This is a genomic window from Salinibacter grassmerensis (assembly GCF_947077765.1).
GTDB lineage: Bacteria > Bacteroidota > Rhodothermia > Rhodothermales > Salinibacteraceae > Salinibacter > Salinibacter grassmerensis.
This window is the reverse complement of sequence record NZ_CAMTTF010000004.1, coordinates 234,805-259,172: the sequence shown is the minus strand read 5'-3', so window position 1 is coordinate 259,172 and position 24,368 is coordinate 234,805. Positions and strand designations below refer to the sequence as shown.

The 24,368-nt window shown below is 64.7% G+C and carries 19 protein-coding genes; 10 read left to right on the top strand and 9 right to left on the bottom strand.

Annotation, left to right across the window (positions count from 1 at the left end):
- The first annotated feature begins 28 nt into the window (after window positions 1-28).
- From OJB03_RS11265 to OJB03_RS11245, 5 genes are all read left to right on the top strand, one after another.
- Window positions 29-1,618: an endonuclease/exonuclease/phosphatase family protein gene (locus OJB03_RS11265; RefSeq protein WP_263787502.1), complete on the top strand. Its 1,590-nt coding sequence runs from the start codon at window positions 29-31 to the stop codon at window positions 1,616-1,618.
- A 221-nt stretch (window positions 1,619-1,839) separates the two neighbouring features.
- On the top strand, window positions 1,840-2,277 hold the full coding sequence (locus tag OJB03_RS11260; protein WP_263787501.1) for an Hsp20/alpha crystallin family protein: 438 nt from the start codon (window positions 1,840-1,842) through the stop codon (window positions 2,275-2,277).
- 240 nt (window positions 2,278-2,517) lie between these two features.
- Window positions 2,518-3,378: a prephenate dehydratase gene (gene pheA, locus OJB03_RS11255; protein WP_263787499.1), complete on the top strand. Its 861-nt coding sequence runs from the start codon at window positions 2,518-2,520 to the stop codon at window positions 3,376-3,378.
- A gap of 150 nt (window positions 3,379-3,528) precedes the next feature.
- Window positions 3,529-4,404 carry a cell division protein FtsX gene (locus tag OJB03_RS11250; protein ID WP_263787497.1) on the top strand — a complete coding sequence of 292 codons (876 nt, stop codon included), beginning with the start codon at window positions 3,529-3,531 and terminating at the stop codon, window positions 4,402-4,404.
- Window positions 4,405-4,445: 41 nt separating this feature from the next.
- Window positions 4,446-5,438 carry a DUF4097 family beta strand repeat-containing protein gene (locus OJB03_RS11245; RefSeq protein WP_263787495.1) on the top strand — a complete coding sequence of 331 codons (993 nt, stop codon included), beginning with the start codon at window positions 4,446-4,448 and terminating at the stop codon, window positions 5,436-5,438.
- Window positions 5,439-5,444: 6 nt separating this feature from the next.
- Here OJB03_RS11245 and OJB03_RS11240 read toward each other — a convergent pair whose 3' ends face one another.
- From OJB03_RS11240 to OJB03_RS11220, 5 genes are all read right to left on the bottom strand, one after another.
- The gene (locus OJB03_RS11240) at window positions 5,445-6,770 is read right to left on the bottom strand and encodes an SGNH/GDSL hydrolase family protein (protein WP_263787492.1); all 1,326 of its coding nucleotides are present in this window, start codon (window positions 6,768-6,770) and stop codon (window positions 5,445-5,447) included.
- A 7-nt stretch (window positions 6,771-6,777) separates the two neighbouring features.
- Window positions 6,778-8,241 carry an OmpP1/FadL family transporter gene (locus OJB03_RS11235; protein WP_263787490.1) on the bottom strand — a complete coding sequence of 488 codons (1,464 nt, stop codon included), beginning with the start codon at window positions 8,239-8,241 and terminating at the stop codon, window positions 6,778-6,780.
- Between the two features lie 230 nt (window positions 8,242-8,471).
- Window positions 8,472-9,200 carry a DUF2071 domain-containing protein gene (locus OJB03_RS11230; protein WP_263787488.1) on the bottom strand — a complete coding sequence of 243 codons (729 nt, stop codon included), beginning with the start codon at window positions 9,198-9,200 and terminating at the stop codon, window positions 8,472-8,474.
- Between the two features lie 126 nt (window positions 9,201-9,326).
- Window positions 9,327-10,166 (bottom strand): sigma-70 family RNA polymerase sigma factor, encoded by an 840-nt coding sequence (locus OJB03_RS11225; RefSeq protein WP_263787486.1) that lies wholly within the window; start codon window positions 10,164-10,166, stop codon window positions 9,327-9,329.
- Window positions 10,167-10,414: 248 nt separating this feature from the next.
- Entirely contained in the window at window positions 10,415-11,956 is a 1,542-nt protein-coding gene (locus tag OJB03_RS11220; RefSeq protein WP_263787484.1) for a GH3 auxin-responsive promoter family protein, read from the bottom strand.
- Between the two features lie 180 nt (window positions 11,957-12,136).
- Between OJB03_RS11220 and folP the strand changes: the two genes are divergently transcribed.
- The 3 genes from folP to OJB03_RS11205 are packed head-to-tail and all read left to right on the top strand — an operon-like array spanning window position 12,137 to window position 14,658.
- Entirely contained in the window at window positions 12,137-13,063 is a 927-nt protein-coding gene (folP, locus tag OJB03_RS11215; RefSeq protein ID WP_263787482.1) for a dihydropteroate synthase, read from the top strand.
- 60 nt (window positions 13,064-13,123) lie between these two features.
- Window positions 13,124-13,924 carry a diadenylate cyclase CdaA gene (gene cdaA, locus OJB03_RS11210; RefSeq protein WP_263787480.1) on the top strand — a complete coding sequence of 267 codons (801 nt, stop codon included), beginning with the start codon at window positions 13,124-13,126 and terminating at the stop codon, window positions 13,922-13,924.
- A 41-nt stretch (window positions 13,925-13,965) separates the two neighbouring features.
- Window positions 13,966-14,658, top strand: a complete 693-nt coding sequence (locus tag OJB03_RS11205; protein WP_263787478.1) for a protein-L-isoaspartate(D-aspartate) O-methyltransferase — start codon at window positions 13,966-13,968, stop codon at window positions 14,656-14,658.
- Window positions 14,659-14,780: 122 nt separating this feature from the next.
- Here the strand turns inward: OJB03_RS11205 and OJB03_RS11200 are convergent, their stop codons facing one another.
- On the bottom strand, window positions 14,781-15,311 hold the full coding sequence (locus tag OJB03_RS11200) for a hypothetical protein (RefSeq protein WP_263787475.1): 531 nt from the start codon (window positions 15,309-15,311) through the stop codon (window positions 14,781-14,783).
- A 293-nt stretch (window positions 15,312-15,604) separates the two neighbouring features.
- Here OJB03_RS11200 and OJB03_RS11195 point away from each other — a divergent pair, with 293 nt between their 5' ends.
- Window positions 15,605-17,287 carry a S41 family peptidase gene (locus OJB03_RS11195; RefSeq protein WP_263787473.1) on the top strand — a complete coding sequence of 561 codons (1,683 nt, stop codon included), beginning with the start codon at window positions 15,605-15,607 and terminating at the stop codon, window positions 17,285-17,287.
- 34 nt (window positions 17,288-17,321) lie between these two features.
- On the opposite strand, the gene OJB03_RS11190 is transcribed toward OJB03_RS11195, so the two are convergent.
- The 3 genes from OJB03_RS11190 to fsa all read right to left on the bottom strand — a co-directional run bounded on the left by OJB03_RS11190 (window position 17,322) and on the right by fsa (window position 22,865).
- Window positions 17,322-20,279, bottom strand: coding sequence for an FAD-binding and (Fe-S)-binding domain-containing protein (locus OJB03_RS11190; RefSeq protein ID WP_263787471.1), 2,958 nt, complete (start codon window positions 20,277-20,279; stop codon window positions 17,322-17,324).
- 367 nt (window positions 20,280-20,646) lie between these two features.
- A complete protein-coding gene (locus OJB03_RS11185; RefSeq protein WP_263787469.1) occupies window positions 20,647-22,041 on the bottom strand; it encodes an MBL fold metallo-hydrolase in 1,395 nt (464 codons plus the stop codon).
- Between the two features lie 149 nt (window positions 22,042-22,190).
- Window positions 22,191-22,865 carry a fructose-6-phosphate aldolase gene (gene fsa, locus OJB03_RS11180; RefSeq protein ID WP_263787448.1) on the bottom strand — a complete coding sequence of 225 codons (675 nt, stop codon included), beginning with the start codon at window positions 22,863-22,865 and terminating at the stop codon, window positions 22,191-22,193.
- A 216-nt stretch (window positions 22,866-23,081) separates the two neighbouring features.
- On the opposite strand from fsa, the gene OJB03_RS11175 reads away from it, so the two are divergent.
- The gene (locus OJB03_RS11175; RefSeq protein ID WP_263787446.1) at window positions 23,082-24,368 is read left to right on the top strand and encodes a GlmU family protein; all 1,287 of its coding nucleotides are present in this window, start codon (window positions 23,082-23,084) and stop codon (window positions 24,366-24,368) included.

The window sequence follows — 24,368 nt, the reverse complement described above, 5'->3', positions numbered from 1 at the left end:
TGGTCCATCCAAAACGTCCCCATTTCCAATGTCCAGGCGTCTGCTGCTTTCTTTTGCTCTGTTGTTTCTTTTCGTCGTCGGGGGATGTGGGGGGCTGAACAGAACCGCCGGTGAAGGGGGCGCCGAGTCGCCGCCGGAGGACACCACCCCGACAGCCGCGCCGGTGGACGGGTACGCCTCGCACCCGGCGCGCATCTACGTGGACGGAGACTATGACGATTGGGCGGAGCTTCCGGTCCGTTACACCGATGCGCCCGACGACGAAGAGGGCGTCGACCTCGAACGTGTATCGGTCGCCCACGATGACGACCATCTTTTCCTCCGTCTTGAGCTCGGGGAGGCTGTCAACCTTCAAGAAGGCAACGACCTGACGCTCTATCTCGATACGGACAACAACCCCGGTACGGGGCAGCAGGCGTTGGGGATGGGGGCGGAGCTCGTCTGGACGTTCGGCGAGCGGTCCAGGCGGGTGGTTCGGAACGGAGACGCGAAAGAGGTGACGCACGCGGCCCTCGGGTTCACGTCCCTGCCTACAGTAACGTCCGAGACGTTCGAGGTGGCCTTCGACCGGTCGGCGACCCCCACTGACGACGGGTCCCTGTTCTTGGGGGACAGTCTCCGGGTGGGACTGTCGACCGACGCGGACCGGCTGCCGGACGCCGACGGCGGGCTCGGATACGTCCTTTCGGACGCCGACACGCCCCTCGACGCGCCGTCCATCGACAAGCCGAACGCCTCGGCCCTCCGGATGCTCTCGTACAATTCGGTCAACGACTTTGACCGTGGACGGAGCGCGATCTTTCTGGACGATCGCCAGCCGAGCTTCCGCCGCATCTTCGGCGCCACCGATCCGGGGGTTGTTGCGTTCCAAGAGGTCTACGACCAGACCGCCGACCAGGTGGCGACGGTCGCCAACGAGGCGCTCGGGCTGCCAAGTGGATGGGAATGGGCCAAGGAGGGCCAGGATCTCGTCCTCGGCAGCCGATACCCCATTCTTGACACCCACACCATTCCAGGGTACGAGAACAACGTAAGTGGCGCCTTCCTGCTCGACGCGGACGATGCTCTGGGGACGGATCTTCTGGTGGTCAACATGCACCCGCCCTGCTGCAACTACGGCCCCGACGATGGCGAGCCCTCCCGCAACGCACAGCGGCAACGGGTCGTGGACGGCGTGGTGGCGTTCCTCCGAGAGGTGAAGCAGGGGGAGGGGCCGTTCGACGTCCCGCCGGAGACCCCGATTGTGGTGCTCGGGGACATGAACTTCGTCGGGGACGCCCAGCAGCCGCGGACGCTGCGCACCGGAGAAATCATGAATACCGGCCGTTACGGATCGGCGGCGGCGCCGGACTGGGACGGATCGCCTCTGCTCGACACCAACCCGCGCCAGGCGGCGACGCCCCTGCACACCACCTGGATCGCACCCGGCAGTTCGTTTCCGCCGGGGCGGCTCGACTATGCGTTTGTCACCGACAGCGTGCTGGAGGTCGTCCACGAGTTCGTGCTGCACACCCCGGCATTGCCGGCCGACGTACGATCGGCCCACGGGCTTCGGGCGGGTGATACGCCAACGGCGTCCGATCACCTCCCTGTCGTGATTGACGTGGCCCCGCGGTAGAGAGCGCAGAACGCGTTGCGGGACCGTCACATCTACAGGCGACTGTCACGACGACAGGGACGGCTTGTCGAAATTTCGGTCGGCAACGGCGGGGACGCCGGCTGGTACACGTCTTGAGGCGCTGCGTGGATGCACTGGTAAGCAACGGGGCGTTGCGTGACGCCCTGTGGTTGACATGTTCGTGAGACTACCGAATCCAATCCGCACAGAGGTGATCAACCATGACACAGCTCACACGCCGCACCCCGAACCGCGCAGTTCGCGACCTCCAGCGTGAAGTGGACAGCATCTTCGACCAGTTCTTCGGTCGGGGAAGCGACGACGATACGTCGACCGTCTGGGCTCCCCGAACGGACCTGTCGGAGACGGACGACGCGTTCCGCATCCGCCTCGACGTGCCCGGGATGACGAAGGACGACATTGCCATCAATCTCCAGAACAACACGCTGACTGTCAGCGGCGAGCGCTCCAGTGAGCGCCAGGAGGAAGGCGAAGAGTATGTGCGCGTGGAGCGCGCCTTCGGCAACTTCCACCGGACGTTCACCCTGCCCAACGCGGTGGATCCGGAGCGTGTGGAGGCCACCTACGATGAGGGGGTGCTGACAATCAATGTCCCAAAGACGGAGAAGAGCACGCGCCGTCAGATTGAGATCAAGTAGCGCACGTCTCCGGCGCCCTTTGTTCTCTCCCGCTGGCGGAGGTCTGGCGTAGGGCAGTGACAAGATCGCCCGCACCGCTGGACGAGAAGCGCATCGTGACGCCTGGTCGGGCCACATGGGGTCCGGTCAGGCGTTTTCTTTTATCCCGTATGGAACGGAACGCAGGGCCGTTGCGAGCGTGGGACTGCCGATTCATTTCTCTCCGGTCTCACGTCTCCACCCGCAGCGGTTCGTACGACGATGGCCCATCACGTCGCCTTCCAGGGAGAGCCTGGTGCCTTCAGCGAGGAAGCCGTCCGGTGCGTCTTCGACGACGCAGAGGTGCACCCGTCCGCCACGTTCGAGGACGTCTTTGAGGCGGTCGAGAGAGACGCGGTGGGCCGTGCGGTGATCCCCATCGAAAACGCGGTGTTTGGCAGCGTGCGCGTCAACTACGATCACCTCCGCACGCACGCCGTCACGATCATCGGAGAGCTCCAGTTGCGCATTCACCACTGCCTCATGGCGCCGCGGGAGGCGACGATCGACGGGCTGGAGGTCGTACGGTCCCATCAGCAGGCACTCGGGCAGTGCCGAGACTGGCTTCGTACCCACGTTCCGGGCGCGACGCCCGAGGCCACGCCGGATACGGCCGGGGCGGCCCGGGTCGTGGCGGAGACTCGGGACCCGACGACGGCGGCGGTGGCCTCCCGACGGGCCGCCGAGCGGTATGGGCTCGAGGTCCTCGCCGAGGGACTCCAGGACAACGAACAAAACTTCACCCGCTTTCTCGTGCTCGCCCCGGAGGACACGGATGCGTCCCCGGTGGGCTCCGGCGCGCCGAAGACATCCGTCACGTTCGTCCTGCAGGACAACGTGCCGGGGGCCCTCTTCAAGAGCCTCGCTGTCTTTGCGCTCCGCGAATTGGACCTGGCTAAGATTGAAAGCCGCCCCCTGGTGGGGCAGCCGGGCCGCTACCGGTTTTACCTCGACGTGCACGGGGACGTGGAGGACGAGGCCGTGGCACGGGCGCTGGACCACCTCCGAGAAATCACGATGGCTCTTCAGGTGCTCGGTTCCTACCCCCGCGGGGCGACGTATCCTGAAGGGGCTGAGCGGTAGGCCCCCTCCCGGCGCCGGATGCGGAGATCGGAGTGGGACAGTCCGGAGTCCGGTCCCCAACGTGTTGGGGAGCCCCCGCTTGTTCTTTCCGGCCCGGTCTTCGTAGGTTGCTTCTACGGCTATTCTCCTACGCAATCCACCCCTCCCGCCGTGCTGCCGTACTTCATCCGGGAAGGCTTTGCCAACCTTCGACGCGCCACGTTCTCGGCCGTGGCGTCTACGAGTGCCATTGCGGTGGCCCTGGTGCTAGTGGGCGTATTCGGCATTGTGGGGTACGAGGCCTCGGTCGTGTCGGAAATGTTGCGTGAGCAGGCCAGCCAGATGGAGGTGTTCATCGAGCAGGACGCGACGAAAGACGTCCAGGAGGCCCTCCACGCCCGCGTTCAGACGAGGCCGGGGGTGGCGCAAACCGAGTTTATCTCCCACGAAGAGGCCGCTAGGATTTTCCGGGAGGAGTTCGGGGAAGGAGCCTCCGCCTTCGAGGACCCAACCTTTCTTCCTGCCTCGATCAAGATCGAAATGGCTCCGAGCCACGCCCACCCGGACAGCATGGCCCGTGCCGCGGACGTCATCAACGAGTGGCGAGGGGCGGAAGAGGTCGTGCTCAACCGGGACCTGCTCACGCGGGTGGCGCAGAACCGGCAACTCATCAACGCCATTGGGCTGTCGCTGGGGGGCATTGTCGTGCTCGCGGCCATTTTCCTCGTGGCCAACACGATTCGGCTCACCATCTATGCCCGGCGGCTGCTCATCCGAACGATGAAGCTGGTAGGGGCCACGGACCGCTTCGTGCGGCGTCCCTTCCTCGTCGAGGGGATTACGCAAGGGTTCGCCGGAGGAGCCATTGCCGGGGGCGTTGTGTGGGGGCTCTACCGGCTGTTTTTTCAGCAGATTGATCGGGCGCCCCCGTCGCTCTACATGGAGCTTCTGTTCTTTGGCGGCCTCGTCGGGGGGGGCGTTCTGCTCGGGTGGCTCGGGTCCTACTTTGCCGCCCGTCGGTTCATCCAAAACATCGAGCTCCACTGACCCCATCCTTCGCTCGAACTCTCACGTCCCCCCTCAGCGCCATGTGTCGGCTCTCGCAGATCTTCGTTATCTTCGGCATCCTCGGGCTGGCGGCGGTAGGAGGGGCCTGCCAGCGCTCAGAAGAGTCGGACGTGGCCCGGACGAGTGACGGCGTGTTGCGGCTCGGAAATGTAGAGGTGGTCGACACGGTGGCCCGGGCCGTGGCCCCCACCGGACGCCCCCTCGTCCTCGAGGGGCTGCGGGGCTCGGTGCACGTAACGGGCGCCGACCGGTCAACTGCGGACCTCTCGTTCGTGCGGCGGGGGCGGGGAGAGTCGCGGCCGGCCGGCCGGTCGGTGCTGGACGGCATCTCGATTACCGAAAGCGGCACGGAGGCCGAGTACACGTACACCTTAGAGGCCGAGGAGAACGACTACGCGGCCGTGGACATCCAGGGACGGGTCCCTCGCGCGTCCGCTCTTCGCATCGATCGGTTAAGTGGGTCCGTTCGTATCGACGGGGTGGAGGGGGGCTTGACCATCGATCACCGACATGGGGACGTGAGTGTCCAGCAGGCGGCCGCGCCCGTCGAGGCGACAATCCGCAACGGCGATCTGCAGGTGGACGTCCAGCGCGTTCCGGCGGACGGGGGCCTGTTGTTGAAGACGGCCAATGGCGACATCCACCTCCGCCTTCCGGCCGACGCCGCGGCACAGGTCGACGCCCAAACCGACGTGGGCACCATCCGGACGCAGGGCCTGGCCTTCACCGCCGAGCGGTTCGCCCCGGTCAACGCTGGGGCGCGCTACGACGCCCAGATGGGTGAGGGCGGGCCCACCGTCGAGCTGCGCACCCAGAACGGGTCCATCGTGATTGAGGCCGCCGACACGAGCGCGACAGACACCACGTCGACGCGGGTGCCGGCCACCGTCCCGTCGTCCGACACCATCGTGGCCCCACAGGTAGATGCGGATACTGTTGAGACGACGAATCCCGATACGATGCAGGCCGACACGACCACGATGGATCGGGATACCGTCTCGGCAAACCCCTAAACTTTGCTACGGCGTGGACACGGGGGAGAGCTGGGCGTCGTCGTAGGTGTTGTTAATCTCGTCGATGAGAGCGTTGGCGACTAGGTGATGGGTAGTTGTACTCGGGTGAATGCCATCGAGGCTGAACAGCGGTCCGAACGGCTGATCGGTGCCCCAAGGAGTCTCGGGATTCTCGAACAGCTCCGGGAAGACCGGAATCTGCTCGATGTTGCTCTGGAAGAGAGTATTTGGGTTCACGTACCCGTAGTCGTCGTTGACCTTCTCCCGGATTACCTGCTCGTTGAAGGTTGCAACGCGGTCCTGCAGGAATGAGATTTCAGGAGGAGTGAGAAAAGAGACTGGTCGGACGTCTTCGTCGATCTGACTTACGACTGTGTCTTCGAGGTCATCGGGAACGTTCTGTCGGATGGCTTCCTCCACAGTTCGGTCTTCGGAGCAATCAATCGTGATAGTCGGGGCCAGACTTCCGAGTCGCTCTCGCAGGCCAAGGGCGGTTTCTACCAGGGCTGCACCGTGCTGGAAGGGAATGAGGACGGTGCCAGACTCCGAGGGGGCGCAGGACGTAACTTCTAGATTCGGGGGCAGCACTCCCGCACTCTGCCCGACACCGATTGCCTGTCGGTAAGCGGCCCCACGTGAGAAGTGAGGGATGAGGGTCACGTCCGCCACTCCGAGAAAGACGGCTCCTTCTAAGGTGTTGATTGACTCAAGTTGATTCACCAACTGCGTGTAACGGGTCTCAAACGAGTCTACAGAAGTCACGAGAGTAGTATCGCCCATTACTGCGCCGTCTAGGACATCGTTGTTGCCAATCCATACGGTAGCGAAGGTCGGATTGGCCTGCTTGGCGGCTTCGATCTGGGTTTTTCCTCCGAGAATGAACTGCGTGAGGGCACTGGGATCAGCGAGCGAGCGGCGGTTGCTGAGAACGTCAATTGTTGCTGCGCCCGGGACGGCCACGTTGTTAATCGTGGGAGAGGACGGCTGAGCCCGGAATGCACAGGGTTCGTCGGAGATGCGTTGAGGAGGAAGAACCTGAGACAGAGGCGGAGGACATCCAGGATTCGAAAGCACAGGAAGGGTGAACTGCGTTCCCATCTGCTCTGAGAGAAGGAAGGCATAGGAATCCCGCTGGGTGTTCTCGTTGATGCCGCTAGACTGGAAGCCAGCCGTAAGACTATTGCCGAGAGCCACGTAGCTGTTGAACAGGTTAGTCTGAATCTCCGGCGCGGTCAGCGACTCGTCATCACACCCCGTGAGCAGGGGGGCAGTGAAGACGAGAAGCAGGATGGCCCCGGCGGAGAGCACGCGGGGGAGAGAGGGGCGCTTCATGATAGTCTCAGAGGTGGAGTGTGAGGGTCGTGCCGAAGAGGTTGGCGCCGAAGCCATAAAGGCCCTGGTTGAGGTCCGTCGAGAGAGACTCACCGGGCAGCGTGCCGCGGACCCGCCCCCGCCGGTCGTTCTGCTGGAGGAGCTGGTAGGACGCGTTCAACTCTATCGTGTCCGTGGGGCGCCAGCCGATTCCTACGGTGAATTGGTTGCGGTTCGACTCTGGGAGCAGCGGGGTCACCGTCTCGTCCGGGGCGGCGGCGGTGTTGTAGAGGTAGCCGAGGCGGGCCGTCAACTGTTCGAGAACGTCGTACTCCGCGCCGAGGCGGAGGGCGTGCGTGTCATCGTAGTTCTCTTCCCGGACGCGCTCGCCCAGATTCTCGAAGTCGAGTGCGATCTCGTCGAAGGAGGACCAACCGGTGAACTGGTAGTCGGCGAGCAGCAACAGTCTCCCGGTGGCCTGGACGCTGAGGCCCCCGACGAGCTGGAGGGGAAAGGTGATTTCTGTTTCAACGCGTTGCTCTGTGAGACGGTCTTGATCGTTTTCAGATTGCTGACCAGGCTGAAATTGCGGTCCTACGATGTCATCAATATCCTTTCCTGCTGGGATTACTACTTCTCCGTCTCGGACAATATCAGCGGGAACTGTCAGCTCGGTCTGGATCTGCTCAAACTCCGCGGTGCCCTCGTACGACACCGTGATGGGCGTTGTGAAGCGGGCGCCGATGGAGATCCGGTCTGTGGCCTGGTACGAGAGTCCGAAATTGGCGCCAATCCCGAGCTCGTTGCTGCTTTCGAGTTCCACCCGAGCAAAGGCCGTGTGGAAGGGAATGCCCAGTTGACCGAACGTAGGTCCGTCGGGGGTCGACTGCTGTGATAGATCCAGGAGCTGGTTGAGCTCGACCACTGAAATGGCGAAGATGGGCCCGGATCCCACGCGTAGCCTCGGAGTAATCTGGTAGGCAGTGGTCGGCTGCACGTAAATATTCTGAATGCGACTTCTGGACCCTTCGAAGGCGCCGTCGAAGTAGGTGCCGTCCGACAGCTGTGTGGGCCAGTTCGTCTCCAGGCCGTATGGGACGTACAGGCCGACCCCAACCCCAGCCCGTTCGGAAAGCCCGTACGTGACGTAGCCGTGCGGAACAGGGATCGGGTCATTTTGAAGGGAGACCTCCGTGCCCGTGTACGGAGCACGGACCGTGTAGTCGTACGTAAACTCCCCGTTCGCGTCGATGAGGGTGGCCCCTACTGAGGCGGTCACGCCCTCGGCACCGGCTACGTTCGCCGGGTTGAAGTAGATCGACGACCCGTCGCCGCAGCCGTTCGCCACGGTGGCGCCCGCCCGAGCCATTGCGCATGAGCCCTGCTCGTAGACCCCGAACCCCTGAGCCTGCACGAGAGACGGGGCCCATAGTCCGGCGACCACAAACATGGCGAGGGTCAGATAGAGGGCACGGAGACGAGGAAGAAGCATGAATGGAGGCAGGGGGAGACGAGGCCAGCGGCGAACGGAAGGGCAGTCACCCGCCCAGTACGAAGAACACACTTCGCGAAAAAGGGCTTCCAGCATCTTCCGCCGGGATCGGAGACGGAAGGGTGATCAAAAACGATCAGGAAGAATGGACACGTATCAAGAAGACATTTGCCCTTCGGGTAAAGAGTGTATTAACGGCGGGGGCAAAATGCAACCACAGAGGCCGTGCGTTACGTCCGTGCGGGCCAGTGCAGGGCCACGGGCGATCTGAGAGAGAGAAGGACATGGAACGGGGACTGGTCTTGGAGGAGTTCTCCGATTTCCCCGTAGGCGGCTGACCACTGCATGGTGACGTGATGCTCCTGTACACGGCAGATGGGCACTGCCGAGCGGTCGATGTAGGTTCGCAGTAGCGTGCCATCCCGTGCGGTGCTGAATCGCCAGTTGGGGCCGAGCAGGGAATGGGCATGAGCGTTGGGGGAGGGTGTCACAGGAGAGGGCTCCCCCCGCGCCCGGACTCGCTGCTCGCGTCCCTTCCAATCGAAGCGGTAGGTCACCTCCACATGGTCGGCTGGTTCTCGCCGAATGGGCTGCATGGACGTTATCTCCACCCGCTCACCGTAGAGCGCCTGAGCCCCCCACGCCACGAGACGCCGCGGCGTATGTGCCTGCACCGTCCACGTCCCCTCCTTCTCGGGGGCACCCGCCGGATGCACGTGCACCTGCAGTTCGACCGTGGGCACCCGCCGAAGTCCAAGGGACACAACCCCGAACACCCGCATTCTCGTCAGCTCCCCCCCCACGAGGCTGACGCATGCCGTCCCGTTCCGCTCAACCGGCACGAGCTTCTCGGGCAGAAAGGGGGTCACCTGATCAGGGGACACCTCGTACCCGAAGACCACCCGGTTCTGGACCGTGGCCTGAAGGGAGCAGGAAGGGCGAAACGGCAGAAGCGACATGGATGACACGGGTGGCTCGATCGGGTCCGGCAGCCCCCAACGAAAACGGGCGCACCCCGACAGAAGTCGGGACGCGCCCGGATCGTTCATCGCAGGGATGAATCGGGAGGAGGGGCCGTATCGGTACTAATCAGTGTGAGGCTGAAGGTCTTGACGGTTGTGACGCTGGCGGAGCTTCCGAAGGGCCTTCTCCTTAATCTGGCGGACGCGCTCCCGCGTGAGGTCGAAGCGCTTGCCGATCTCCTCAAGGGTAAGCGGGTGCTCGCGCCCGATGCCGAAGTAGAGGCGCGTGATCTCGGCCTCCCGGTCGTGCAGGGCGCTGAGGGCGCGCTCGATGTCGATCTTGACCGATTCGGAGAGCATCTCCTCGTCCGGAGAGTCATTGTCCTCGTCCGGCAGTACGTCGAGGAGGCTGTTGTCGTCCTCCTCGTTGAACGGCGCGTCCATCGACAGGTGGCGACTGGTGTGCTTCATTGCCTCGCGCACCTTCTGGACATCGATCTCAAGCTCCTCGGCCAGCTCTTCGATATTGGGCTTGCGGTCGAGATCCTGCTGCAGGCGGGCACTGGCCTTCCGGATCTTCGAGATGGTGCCGATGCGGTTGAGAGGCAGACGCACTACGCGGCTCTGCTCCGCAAGGGCCTGCAGGATGGCCTGCCGAATCCACCAGACGGCGTAGGAGATAAACTTGAAGCCACGGGTCTCGTCGAACCGTTTAGCGGCCTTGATGAGGCCGTAGTTGCCCTCGTTGATGAGGTCGGCCAGCGACAGGCCCTGTCCCTGATACTTCTTCGCGACCGAGACGACGAATCGCAGGTTGGCGCGACAGAGCTTGTGAAGAGCCTCTTCGTCATCATCCTCAATGCGTCGTGCCAGCTCGACCTCCTCCTCCGGCTCGAGAAGGTCGATTTTCCCGATCTCCTGGAGATACTGGTCCAGCATCCGTTGTTCGCGAGAAACTTGCATATGGTCCTGTCGGGTTGTGGGTGATGAACGGTAGAAGTGATGGTGAGAACGGCACGTCCCCGGGAACGATCGGGGGGCAGTCGGGGAGGCGTGCGCTTCCAACCGGGATTAGAGAGCGCCGAAGCTCAACCGGTACCGAGTCCACGGAGGATGCAATTTGCGCTCCGAAAAGCCATCACGAGCGACGTGACCGGTTGTTCCAGGGGCAGCGGCGGGAAAAATGGTGGGAGATCCGTGTAGAGGCGCCCTCAACGACCCTGCTCAGCGGCCGCGAGCACGCCATCGGCGACCTCGCGGGTGTCGCTCATGCGTGGGACCTTCGTCTGGCCGCTGATGTCGTCGTTGGTCGCTTGGAGCCAGCGGTAAAACGTTCCTTTCGGAAGGGACGACACGTCCGGGCCGTCGAGGGCGTCGCCCTCCCGGCGGATGTAGTAGTGCCGGTTCACCTCCTGCAAGTGCTCGTCGAGGGCGCGTTCGAAGGCCGCCAGGGTGCCCGGAGGGTGTTCAAACTCAATGAGCCACTCGTGCCCCGGCTGCGTGCCGTTGGCCGAGGGGCGCGGGGCTACGTGATAGTCGGACACGTGCGCCCCGGTGGCCTCGCAGGCCGACTTCAGGGCGGCGCGGACCTCATCCCCGTAGATGGCCTCGCCGTACTCGTCGATCATGTCGCTCGTGCGGCCCGCCACGGTGATCTTGTGTGGGAAGGTCTGCGTGAACCGGACGACGTCGCCCACCTCGTAGGCCCAGAGCCCGCTGCAGGAGGTTACGTGCAGGGAGTAGCGCACGCCGGGCTCTACATCGGCAATCGTATGGCGGGCTGGGGCCTCGTCACCACGCTCACTGAGCGGCACGAACTCGTAGAAGACCCCGTTGTCGAGGTGTAGCAGCATCGACGGGTCGTCGAGCTCGTCCTGGAAGGAGAAAAAGCCCTCGGATGCGCCGTAGGTCTCGACGAAGTCGATGTCGTGTCCGATCTTCTCCTCGATCAGGTCGCGGTACGACCGAAGGGCGACCCCGCCCGAGACGAACACCTGCAGGTTGGGCCACACCTCGCCCACGGTCGTGGCCGTGTCGCCATGTCGCTCGTTGTGCAGATCGATCAGCAGATCGAACAGGTTAAGCGCCCAGGTGGGCACCATCACGAGAAGGCGGATGTCCTTGTCGACCGTCCGCTCGGCAACGGCCTGAAGCTTCTCCTCCCAACTGGGAAGGAAGGTCACCTCGTTGGGGACGGCCTGGAAGAGCGCCCGGAAGAACCCAGGGGCGTTTTCTGCGAGGATGCCGCTGATCTCGCCCGCCTTCGTGCCCGGGTAGTTGGGATCCTCCTCGACGCGCCCCGGCAGGGTCAGGTGGCTGCCGCCGAAGAAGCTCGGGTCGAGGCTCTCCTTGAGGTAGTTCACGCCGGTGCCTACACTGAACGACCGGTTGTGATCGATCGTCTCGTCGCTGATGGGAATCACCTTGCCGTCGGAGACGGTGCCGCTGGAGACGGCGAAGTTGGTGATGGTGCCGGGCCACATCACATCGGCGGCGCCGTTCCGAATTCGCTCCGCATCCTCCGCGATGTCCGCGTAGGTGTGCAGCGGCACGCGGTTCTGATAGGCCTGTACAACGTCGGACGCCTCGGCGATCTCAGAAAACCCGAACCGACGTCCCCATTCGGTGTCGGCGGCGCGACGAAGCAGGCGGCGAAGCAGAGAGCGCTGCGTGGCGACGGGGCGGGACTTGAATTCCTTTACCCGCCGGAGGGGACCCATCCACTGCAGGGCCGAGCGTACGATGTCGTCCATCGACGAAAAAGAAAGGTCGTGAAAGCCGCTTTACAAACCCCCCCACAGGGCACACCGAGCGGTCGGAAAGTTTCCACAAAAACGGGCGATGGATCTCGTTCCGACAGCGCTCTGTGTATACCTTGTCTCAACGAATGTTCGCGAATCTCCACTTCTTAAAACGCGCTGTCCCGCTCCCCTATGCCTCGCCTGTCGCGCTCAACCCCATCGCTGAATCCCGACGACTTTCCCGCCGACCGGTTCGTGCTCCGCGGGGACGACTACACGCTCGACTGTCGGCCCGGCAGCCCGGAGGCTATGGGGGCGCATGTGATGGGGGTGCTGAACGTCACCCCCGACTCCTTTTCCGACGGCGGCCAGTACGTGACCGTCGAGAAGGCCATGTCGCGGGCCGCCGAGATGTTGAGTGAGGGGGCCTCAATTATCGACGTGGGGGGCGAGTCGACCCGGCCCGGGGCGGATCCCGTCTCGAAAGAAGACGAGCGCGACCGAGTGGTGCCCGTCATCGACGCCCTTACAGATCGGTTCCCCGAGGCGGTGGTGTCGGTCGACACCTACAAGCCCGACGTGGCCCGGGCGTCCCTCGCCGCCGGGGCGGACATCGTGAACGACGTCACCGGCCTGGGGCACGATCCTGAAATGGCCGAGGCGGCCGCCGACTGGAAAGCGCCCCTCATGCTGATGCATTCGGAGGGCGAGCCCGGCGACCTCACGCGGCCCCGGGAGTACGACGACGTGACGGCTCAGGTGCGCGACGAACTGGCCCGGACGGTGGAGACGGCGAAGCAGGCCGGTGTGGAGCAGATCATCATCGACCCGGGCTTCGGCTTCGGCAAGTCCGACACCGAGAATTTCCGCCTGCTCAACGAGATCGACGAGCTTCTCACCCTCAACTGCCCCGTGCTCGTGGGCGTCTCCCGCAAGAGCACGATTGGGGCCACCCTGGGCACGCCCGACGACCCCGCTCCCGTGGACGAGCGCCTCTTCGGGTCGCTCGGGGCCACGGCGGCGGCCGTGGCGCGAGGGGCCACCATTGTGCGCACCCACGACATCGCTCCCACTGTCGAGATGCTCACGGTTCTTGGGGCCACCCTTCGCCAACGCTAGCGCTCGTGCCGCTGGCACCCTCGCTTCCGTGTCTCTCTTCGCATCCGGCCGAACCGATTCGTGAAGGTCTTCGAGATTATCGGCTTCGGGATTGGCGACGCCTTCGAGATCGTCGTCGTCGCCTACATCCTGTACCAGCTCTACCGGCTCATGCGCGGGACGATCGCCGTGCAGATTGCCCTCGGCCTCGGGGCGCTCTTCCTGATCCAGTTCGTGGTTGAACTGGCCGACATGACGGTGCTGACGACCGTCTTCAGCTACTTCAATCAGGTCTTTGTGCTGGCGGTCATCATCATTTTCCAGCCCGAAATCCGCCGGCTGCTCCTGCTGCTGGGCAAGAATCCGATCGTGCGGCGCTTTGTTAGCACGACCGATCAGACTCAGATCATTGATGAAACGGTGGGGGCGGTGGAGGAAATGAGCCAACAGCAGATCGGGGCCCTCATCGCCTTCCAGCGCAGTACCGGCCTTCGGAGCTACGTGGAGACGGGCAAGCTGCTGGAGGCAGAGGTGTCGCGCGACCTGCTGCTTACGATCTTTTACGGCCAGAATCCCCTGCACGACGGGGCCGTCATCGTCAACAACCGTCGCGTGGAGGCCGCCCGGTGCATCCTCCCCGTCTCGACGAGCATGAAGCTGAGCCCCCAACTCGGCCTTCGCCACCGTGCCGCCGTGGGCCTCACCGAGCAGACCGACGCGTTCGTAGTGGTCGTATCGGAGGAGACCGGGGACATCAGCGTCTCGCGCGATGGGGCTCTCATTTCCAACATCACCCCCGAGGAACTGCGGACGTACCTCACGAGCGCCCTCACAGGGCAGTCCACCTCGCAGGCGAGCGCGACGGTCCCCGCCTCGGCCTGAGAGAGGCGCTGTCTCCCCACGAAGGTTTCCCTGTTGCCGCCATGGCCGCCACTCCATCGGACGACCGGAAATACCGCCACCAGCGTGAGCGGCTCGTCGAGACCCTGCGCGAACGGGGCATTCACGACGAACGAGTCCTGTCGGCAGTCGGGGCAGTGGCCCGTCATGCCTTTGTGGACGCGGCCCTCCGGGACCGGGCCTATGCCGACGAAGCCCTCCCGATTGGGCTCAATCAGACCATCTCCCAGCCCTTCACGGTGGCGTACCAGACCGCGTTGCTGGGCGTGCAGCCGGACGACCGCATCCTGGAGGTGGGCACGGGCAGTGGGTTTCAGGCCGCCGTGCTATGCGAGATGGGTGCGCGGGTCTTCTCAATCGAGCGCCACGAAGACCTTCTTCGGCGGGCCCGCTCCGTGCTCGACGAGCTCGGCTACGACGCACGGACGCAGCACGGGGACGGAACGAAGGGGTGGCCCGCCTTCGGGCCGTACGATGGAATCGTGGTGACCGCGGGGGCGTCCGAGATTCCCGCCCCGCTCCTACACCAGCTCCGCGAGCCGTCCGGCGAGGACGACGGCTCGGGGGGGCGTCTCGTAATCCCGATCGGGGGGCGCGGAGGACAGACCATGACGCGCATCACCCGAACCGGCTCGGGCCCGCATGACTACCAGCGAGAGGAATTTCACTCGTTCCGCTTCGTGCCGCTGGTCGACGAGGACGAGAAGAGCGGGTGAGACGGGGCCTTGATGCTGAGTATCGAGCGCGTGCGGAGGGTCGCATCCTCATCCCAATGGTAAAAAAACGCATACGACCGGCCTGGACGGGCCGGATGGAGAAACCGACACGGTTCCCTAATCTACGGAGTGGACACCTGGTCGAGAAGCCAATTGACATGACGTGCCCGCATTGCCTGTGCCTCTTCTGTTGAGGCGGACGGGGCGCTGAACTCGGCCCATCGCTCGCTCATGTGGGCGGCATCGCGGGCCGCCTGCTGTGCCTCCGGGTGCGTGCAGGCCTGGAGGGTGAGAAGCCGAGCGGCCCGGGGCTCACGCTGTGGCAAGCCGAGTGACATGGCCAGCATGGCCGCATCGGCGGTCTCATGCCGCACGCGCTGCCAGGCCTCCGGGGCGTCTCGCTGGGCGGCAGCCCAGAGCCGTCCGGCGGCGGTGTGAGCCGACACCCCATTGGGATCAACCTGCTGTGCACACCAACGTGCGAACTGGCGTAACACCCCTGCTTCCCGCTGAGCCGCGACGTGATCAATAAGTGGCCTCCGCGGGTCGGATCCGGAGGCGTAATGTTCCCCCGTCGCCCGATCCAGCACGAGCGGACGATGAGTACGACTGTCGAAAATATAGTAGTACTGCTCCGCCTTTGTGTCCGACATCCTGTGTTTTGGGGAATAAGACCCCGTTTTTAGCCTTGAGGAAGGGTTGGATACGTTTTCCGCATAAACTGACGCCTCAATGATAAGCGGATTCCTGCAAAACGTTCTCCGCTTGGTAACACAAGGACGCAGTCTGCAACAAAGCCGTCCGGCTCAAATATGAGAAAGAAGTTAGTGCCACCGCCGGGGATCTCCCCAGAAGTCGCTCACGGGGGATGAGATCGACTGGGATCCTCTAGACTACTCAACCTGTTCGCGCGCTGTCGTTTGACACGGATCTCTCCGACGATTCTATGAAGCGTCTCAGCAAGTACCACATTCTTCCGGCCGTTCTCCTCATTGCCTTCGGGGCGGTGCTCGGCGTGCAGATTGACACCTATCTGACCGACGAAGATCTGGGCACGCAACTCGATAAGATGCGGCAGGCCCTCGTCGTCATGAACAAGGAGTACGTGGACCCGCTGGATGCGGGCGACGTGGCGGAGGAAGGCATTGAGGGAATGATCGGTAGCCTGGACCCACACTCCACATACATTCCCGCCGACCGGGCCGAAGACGTGAAGGACCAATATCAGGGCTCGTTTGGGGGCATCGGGATCGTCTTCGAGGTGCCGAATGACACGGCGCGCGTCATCTCGCCGGTAGCGGGGGGGCCCAGCGAGGAAATGGGTGTGATGGCCGGCGACCGCATCGTCGGCATCGAAGACTCGTCTGCCGTTGGGCTCTCCTCCAACGAAATTCAGAATAGTCTCAAGGGGGAGATTGGGACGGAGGTACGGATTACCGTGTACCGGCCCACGATGGACGATCGTCTCGACTTCACCCTCACGCGGGAAGAGATCGAGACGCAGTCCGTGCGGTCGCCGTACATGGTCGATGACCAGACCGGGTACATCAACATCACCCGGTTCACCATGAAAACCCACGACGAATTCCGAAAGGCAGCGTCGACGTTGCTCAACCAGGGCATGGAGCGGCTCGTCCTCGACCTTCGGGGCAACCCGGGCGGTGTCATGCGCTCCTCCTGGCAGATTGCGAACGAGATGCTGGGGGAGGAGATGACAATCGTGGAGACGAAGGGCCGGAGTGAGCAGATGAACCGGACCATTTCGGCCCGGCCCGGGGGCATGATCGCGGATCAGCCCGTTATCGTTCTCGTGAACCGCGGGTCGGCGTCGGCAAGTGAGATCCTGAGTGGGGCCCTGCAGGACCACGACCGGGCCTTTATCGTGGGCCGGCGCACGTTCGGCAAGGGGCTGATCCAGAAGCAGTTTGACCTCGGCGACAAGAGCGTGCTGCAGATGACGGTGGGCCGGTACTACACGCCGGTGGGCCGTCTCATCCAGTCGCCTTACGAGCGGGGCAATCGGGAGAACTACTATCAGGAAAAGTTCTCCACGATCAACCAAGCGACCTATCATCTCAACGAGTACCGCGAGAGCATTCCGGACTCGCTAGCGTATCAGACTGACCACGGCCGGACGGTGTTTGGCGGCGGTGGCATTCTCCCGGACTACGTGGTACAGCCGGACACCACGGCGCTGACCCACCTCGTGCAGAGTGGGCTCGACTATGCCTTTGCGCGCAAGTGGTTCACGCAGAACGAGACTGACCTTCGGGGGACGTGGCAGGACCGCCCCGAAGAATTCCAGTCCTCCTTCGAGCCGTCCGAGGAGATGGTCGACTCCTTCTGGTCGTTCGCGGAGGAAAATGGCGTCGAGATCACGGAGAATCCGGACTCGGTCGACACTGCGGAGCGCGTTTACGCAGCACAGACGGCCCAAGAAGAGCGGGAGTTTGTCGCCACCCGGGTGAAGGGCTACCTGGCGCGTCTGATATACGGACGTGGGGTGGCACGGCCCATCCTGAACCGGGCCGACCCGATCTTCCAAGAAGCCATGTCGCTGTGGCCGTCCTCTCAGGACCTGGCGGCCTACCACTCGAAGACGGCCGCGCCGGGGATCCGGCAGAACTAGTGCCGTCGACCGGCTGCCCGCCCGCGGCAACGCACTAGCGGGCGGGCTGGGACGGAAGGGCTGCTTCTGAAGAACGGGTGTGCTCGAGGGCGTCCCAGAGCAACTCGGCGGGATGCTGGGCCGTGCGGGGCGTGACGTCCTTGATTTGAGAACGGCACGAGAAGCCGGGGGCAGCCACTCGCGTGTCCGCATTGGTCTGACGCACGGCAGGGGCGAGGCGAAGTTCAGCCATCTGCTTCGAGACGTCTACGTGCTCGGCCTCGTAGCCGAAGGCCCCCGCCATGCCGCAGCACCCGGCGTCGACGGCCGTCACGTCGTACCCGGCCAGAGATAGGGCTTGTTCTGTCGCTGCCGTGCCGATCAGGGCCTTCTGATGGCAGTGCCCATGTAGCAGCACGTCGCCGCTACCCTGCCACGATTCTGTGTCGAACATGCCGTCCTCGGCCCGCTCGGCCAGGTACTCCTCAAAGGTGTAGGCGGTGTCCGCGACGGCCTCGGCGCGTGAATCGTTGGGAAGAAGGTCCAAGAACTCGTCCCGCAGAGTGAGAATGGAGCTGGGCTCCAGCCCTACGACGGGCACATCCGCTTCAGCGTACGAGTGCAGCGCGTCGACGGTCTGGCGGGCCCGGCGCTTTGCCTGCGGAACGAGGCCCTTCGATAGAAGTGTGCGCCCGCTCCCAACGGCCGGCGGGGGAAGTTCGACACGGTGCCCGGTGGCCTGCATAACGCGGGTGGCTGCCTGAAGCGGGGCCGGCGTGTGGTAGGCGTTGAACGCGTCCGGAAAGAGAACGACGCGCGGCCTCCTCGCTCCGTCCCCGCCAACGTGGCCTTGTTGGTTCTGGAACCACTGGCGGAACGTTTGGCGGGCGAACGGCGGCAAGGGCCGCTCCGCACTGACGCCCAAGAGGGCCTCGCCCGCCCGGCGGAGGACAGACTGGTCGCTCGCCCAGTTGACGAGCGACGCCAGGGGGGTGCCGCTGATCCACTGGGCCGCGTCGGGCTGGCGGGCGAACAAACGGGTGCGGAGCGGCATCCCGTTGTCGTCCCAGTAGTGGTGGAGCCACTCGGTTTTGATCTTGGCCATGTCGACGTTCGACGGGCACTCCGTCTTGCAGGCCTTGCACTGGATGCAGAGGTCCATCACCTCGTGCATGTCGTCGCCCGTCATGGCGTCCTGCGAGAGGTCGCCGGCCAGGGCGCTCCGGAGCGCGTTGGCCCGCCCCCGGGTGGAATCCGGCTCTTCCCGGGTGGCCATGAAGCTGGGGCACATGGTGCCGGCCCGCAGCTTGCGACACGCGCCATTGCCGTTGCACTTCTCGATGGCCCCGGTAAAGCCGCCGTCCTCGGAGAAGTCGAGCTCCGTGCGGAACGGGTCGGTCTCGTACTTCGGGCCCATCCGCAGATTCTCGTCCATCGGCGGCGCGTCGACGACCTTGCCGGGATTGAGAATGCCGTCCGGATCGAAGAGCGCCTTGGTCTCCCGGCAGAGATCGTACAGGTCCTCGCCGAGGATGTGGGGGTTGGCCCAACCCCGGGCGATGCCATCGCCGTGCTCCGAGGAGACGACGCCCCCGTACTTCATGACGAGATCGAGCGACTCCTTCGCGATGTCTGTCATCTTCTCCACCTCCGTCTCGTCCTTGGTGTTGACGAAGGGGCGTATGTGGAGACAGCCGGCGGAGGCGTGGGCGTAGTAGGCGGCGCGCGTGTCGGTGGCGTCGACGAACGTAGAGAGCTCGTCGATGTAGTCGGCCAGGTTTTCGACGGGCACGGAGGCGTCCTCGATGAAGGCCCATGGCTTGTAGTCCCCCTCCACGCCCATGAGGAGGCCCAGTCCTTCCTTGCGGATGGACCAGACGTTCTTGATCGCGTCCGGCTCGGTCACGCGCACGGTGGCGTAGCCGCGGCTCCTTTCCGCCATCGTCTGTTCGAGGGCGTCGAGGGCCGCGTCGATCTCGGCGTCCGTGTCGCCGGAGTACTCGGTGATGAGGACGGAGCCGGGCGTCCCTTCCAGAAAGGTGAGGCGCTCGGCGTAGCCGGGCGTCTGCTGGGTGCGCTCAATGGCGACGCCGTCGAACAGCTCCACGGCCGACGGGTCGGTGTCGAGGACGGTCGTCACGGCCCGCAGCGCGTCGTCGCGCGATTCGAAGTGGACCACGCCGAGGCCGGTGGTGGCGGGCTTCTCCACGAGGTCACAGGTCAGCTCGGTGGTGATGGCCAGGGTGCCTTCGCTGCCGCAGAGCAGCTTGGCAAGGTTGGGCGCCTCGTCTAGCAGCGCCTCCAGGCGGTAGCCGTTGTTGCGGCGCCAGTGGCTGGGGGTGTCCGTTCGGATCGTTTCGCGTCCGCCGTCGGCGAGAAGCGCCTTCAGGCCGCGGTAGATGGCGCCCTCCAGCCCACCGTCCCGCATCTTCTCCTGCCAAGTGGCAGGGTCGGTGGGGCCGACGGTCGTGGCGGTGCCGTCGGCCAGCAGGACCTCGGCCTCGCGGACGTGGTGGATAAAGTTGCCGTACGCGATGGAGTGGGTGCCGGTCGAGTTGTTGGCAAGCATGCCGCCCAGGGTGGCACGGTTGGCGCTTGCGGGGTCCGGGCCCACCATGAGGCCGTGCTCGGCGGCGGCGCGATTGAGCGCGTCGAGCGTCACGCCGGGCTCCACCCGGGCCGTCCGGGCCTCCGGGTCAATCTCGAGGATGCGGTTGAGGTGGTTCGTGAAGTCCACCACCAGGGCCTCGTTGACGCCCTGTCCAGCGAGCGAGGATCCGCCCCCGCGAGGCAGAACAGGCACGCCCTGCTCGTGAGCAACCGTCAGGGCCGTCTGGACGTCCGCTCTCGTCTCGGGAACGAGGACGGCGACAGGCGACATTGCGTACATGCTCGCGTCCGTCGCGTACAGTGCTCGCGTCATCTCGTCGGTGTGGATCGTGCCTGAGATGCGCGGGCGGAGGGTCTCCGCGAGCGTGGCCGTCTGGGCGGGCAAGGCAGAAGAGTCAGGCATGCGGGAGTGCGACCTGGTTTGGGAGGGCGGGCTTTCGTCTCTGAAGGCGGGAGAGGGCCTGAGCAGGGTCTCACCTGTCGGTCTTTCTGTCTCGGCCCTTCCCCGATCACCCATCTCTGGGCGTCGTCGTTTGTCTCCTTGCGCATTCACCGCGGAGACGCACCTTTTTGACACGCGGCGCGATCGGCTGATTCGCTCTCCAACCTGTTATTTCAAGATCATGTGATTGTACAGTGTGTCCCAGTCCGTGCAGGGGGGAGGGGAGTCGTGCCCGTGCGGGAAGCGCATTCCTGACGGCGGCGCGCCGCCCGTGTCCCTCCGGCTCAGGGTGCCGGACACGGGGGGCAACGGGGCCCTCCCCGGGCGGCTAAACCTCAATCACGCTGCCCCAGTCAGGGCGGTGCACCTCCGTCTCCGGGTGGCCGTTCTTGATGTGCTCGGCCATCCAATTCTTGGCCTCGGGGTCGCCGTGGATGAGGAGTACCGTCTCCGGGTCCATCCGGTCGACGAGGGAAAGAAGGTCGCGCCGGTCGCTGTGGCCGGAGAAGCGAAAGCGCTCGACCGTGCAGTACACGGGCTGTGGGCCGTGTCCATCCGCCAGCATCACCGGGGCTCCATCCCCTTCGGCGGCGGCGTCCTGCAAGCGACGCGCGGGTGTCCCCTCTGCCGGGTGTCCCACCAGCAGCACGGCGTCGTCCTCATTTTCGACAATGCGCCGGGCCAGGACGTTCGACAGGGTCGGCTCGATCATCATGCCGCTGCTGACGACCATGATGCCGGGGCCCTCCAGAATCTCGCGCTTCGCCTCCGACTCGTAGGGCACCCGTTCCTGGTCGACGTCATACACCTCGTCACTGGGGTCAACGCGGGGGGTGGTCTTGCGTGTGTCGTCGTACACCCCCGCAATGGCCCGCATGGAGCCGGCCGTATAGATGGGTACGTCGGCGGGGATGGCGCCCTGTCGCTTGAGCTGGCCGAGCAGCACCAAGATCTCCTGTGCCCGTCCCATCACGAACACGGGAATCAGCGCCGTGCCGCCACGGGCGAGCACCTGAGAGAGGGTCTCCCGGAACCGATCGCGCTCTTCGGGGCGGTTGGTGGCCGCGGCCTCGGGCTCGGCCCCCTGGGTGGACTCCAGGATCAGCACGTCCGTGGTGTCCGGGTACTCGCCCCCAGGAATGATGGTCTGGGCCTGCATGTTCGTGTCGCTGGTATAGAAGAGCCGCCGATCGCGGCCCCACTCCTCAAACTGAAACTCGACCCCTGCTGAGCCGAGGATGTGTCCGGCCGAGAAGAAGCGCCCCGTGACGGACGATTTTCCCTTCGGGCCCGTCAGGTCGAACCCCTGCCCGAGATCGTGTGTGAGGTAGAGGTGCTGCAGGGCGTCCAGCTCGTCCTCGGTGAAAAGCGGCTCGTGCGTGGTCTCGCCGCGGTCGCGTCGCTTTTCTTGGAGGCGGGCCGAGGCCGGCAGCAGAATGTCGAGCAGCTTTTTGGTCGCGTCGGTCATGTGCGCCATGGCGTGGGGAAACCGGCGCACGAGGACCGGCAGGCTGCCCATATGGTCGTGGTGGGCGTGCGTGACGAGCGTGTGGTCGACGTAGCTGTCGGCCCGGTCCTGCACCCAGTCGAACCGAGGGAGCGAGTCGGGGCCGTCGCGTTGCGGGTCGGTGCCTGCGTCCAGGGCGATGCCGCTGCCGTTGAGGTCGAGGAAGTGGCAGCTTGCACCGATGCCGTCCGTGTCTCCGAGAGCGAGAAATTTCATGTAGGGCGTACGGGTGGAAGGTCGTGAGCGGGGAAGGGGGAGGCCGTTCGTGAAGACAGGAGCGCGGGCGTGGCAGCGAAAGCGGATTCCCTGAAGGAGGGCGGGGGGGAAGACCGTGGTGGCGAAGGGGCCGCCGCAGGCCTGCGCCGTTAGGCCAGGCCAGCCTCGGCTTTCCGGGCGTCCTTGTATTCCTCCCAGTCCGCCAGAAAGCGCTCCAGCCCTCGGTCGGTGAGGGGGTGTTCCAGCAGATTGAGAAGCGTTTCGAATGGCATCGTCGCCACGTCGGCTCCGGCCAGGGCGGCGCGCTTCACGTGAGTCGGATGGCGGATGGAGGCCGCCAGCACCTTGGTGTCGAAGTCGTAGTTGTCGTAAATCTGAACAATCTCCTCGATCAGGCCGATGCCGTCGGACGAGATGTCGTCGATGCGCCCGATGAAGGGGCTAATGTAGTCGGCCCCGGCTTTCGCGGCGAGGGTGGCCTGGGTGGGCGAGAAACAGAGGGTGCAGTTCGTCTCGATGTTCTCCTCGTCGAGGGCCCGCAGGGCTTTGATGCCGTTTTTCGTCAGGGGAATTTTTACGACGATGTTCTCGTGGAGCTGATGCAGCTGATGGGCCTCCTCCATCATGCCGTCGAAGTCGGTTGCCGTCACCTCGGCGGACACGTCCCCGTCCACAATCTCACAGATGGTGAAGACGTGCTCGTGGAAGTCGACGTTGCCCTGTTCCTTGACGAGCGAGGGGTTTGTGGTCACGCCATCGAGGACACCCATGTCGCTCGCTTCGCGGATCTCGTCCAGGTCGGCCGTATCGACGAAAAAGTGCATGGGGAAGGCGGCGTTGATCAGTGGGCGTAACAGGATGGAACAGATCCCCAATTTCGAGGGAAGAGCTCCTAACGAGTGATCGACGACGGAGTTTAGGGATTGCGTCAATGGGACACGAGCGGTCCGTCATGACATCGCCGCATTTGTTTTCTAGGTTACGTGCGGCGCATACGGCCTCTTTCCCACGTCATACGCTCCCCACAGGTCCTCACTGCAATGCACCTTTGTCTCTTTGAAGACGGTCCTGTCTCCGGCCTCCGTCCGTTTGTGGAAACGCGGGCCGCGTACGACCTGCGACTGGCAGGGCGCACCGTGCTGGAAACCGCTGAGCACGCATTCAATCCCGCTGGGCTGGTGCTCCATGCCCGCCCACTGATCGCCGAGCGGACGCGCCACGCCCACCCCGAGGCCGTCGTCAACACGCTGCCGGACGGGGGCGATGTGCTCTTCGTCAACGGGCGGTACGTGGCGGAAGAGGGCGCGGCGCTCAGCCAACTGGGCGCGGCGCTGGCTCAGGATGCGCCCCGTGCGTTTGTGCAGGAGGACAGGCTGGTGGCGGCGTGGGTGCCCGACGCGGCGGCCCGCCTGCCCGACGATGTGCTCGCCCGCCCCGCCCTGACGGCGGATGCATTCGACGGACTGCCGCTCACGACCCTCGACGACGCTACGCTCCTGCGGCGGCCCTGGGACCTGCTCGACGCCCTGCGGCCCGCCCTTGCGCGCGATGCGAGAGCACTCGCCGACTCGCCATCGGGACCGCTCGTGGAGCGCCCCCACGCCACGGTATACGAGAGTGCTGTCGCCGTTGAGAACGAACGGATTCATCTGGGAGAAGGCACTACGGTCAAGCCCGGGGCCCTCCTCAACGCGGAGGATGGACCCATCGTCCTCGGCCCGGGCGCGACCATTCACGAGCGGGCGGTGCTGCGCGGGCCGTGCTACATCGGACCAAAGACACGCGTCAAAACGGGGGCGGACCTGGAGGGTACCGCCACCGGAACCTGGTGCAAGATTGGGGGAGAGGTGCACGATGCGCTCCTGCAGGGTTTCTCAAACAAGAGCCATCCGGGCTTCCTGGGCCATTCGGTCTTGGGGGGCTGGTGCAACCTGGGGGCCGATACCAACACCTCGAACCTCAAGAACGACTACGGGGCGGTGTCCGCCTACGCGCCGGACGCGGAGCGCTTCGTCGACACCGGCCGCCAGTTCGCGGGGCTCTTTATGGGCGACCATTCCAAGTGCGGCATCAACACCATGTTCAACACCGGAACGGTCGTCGGCACGAACTGCAACCTGTTCGGGGGCGATTTCCCGCCGCGCTACGTGCCGCCGTTCTCGTGGGGCGGCGCCTCCGGCCTCACGACGTACCGGCTCGACAAGGCCTGCGAGGTCGCCGAGCATGTGATGGGGCGCCGCGACACGACCTTCACGGCGGCCGACCGCTCGCTCCTGACCGAACTCTTCGAGCGGACGCAGGCCGAGCGTGCCGAGCATCACGGCTGA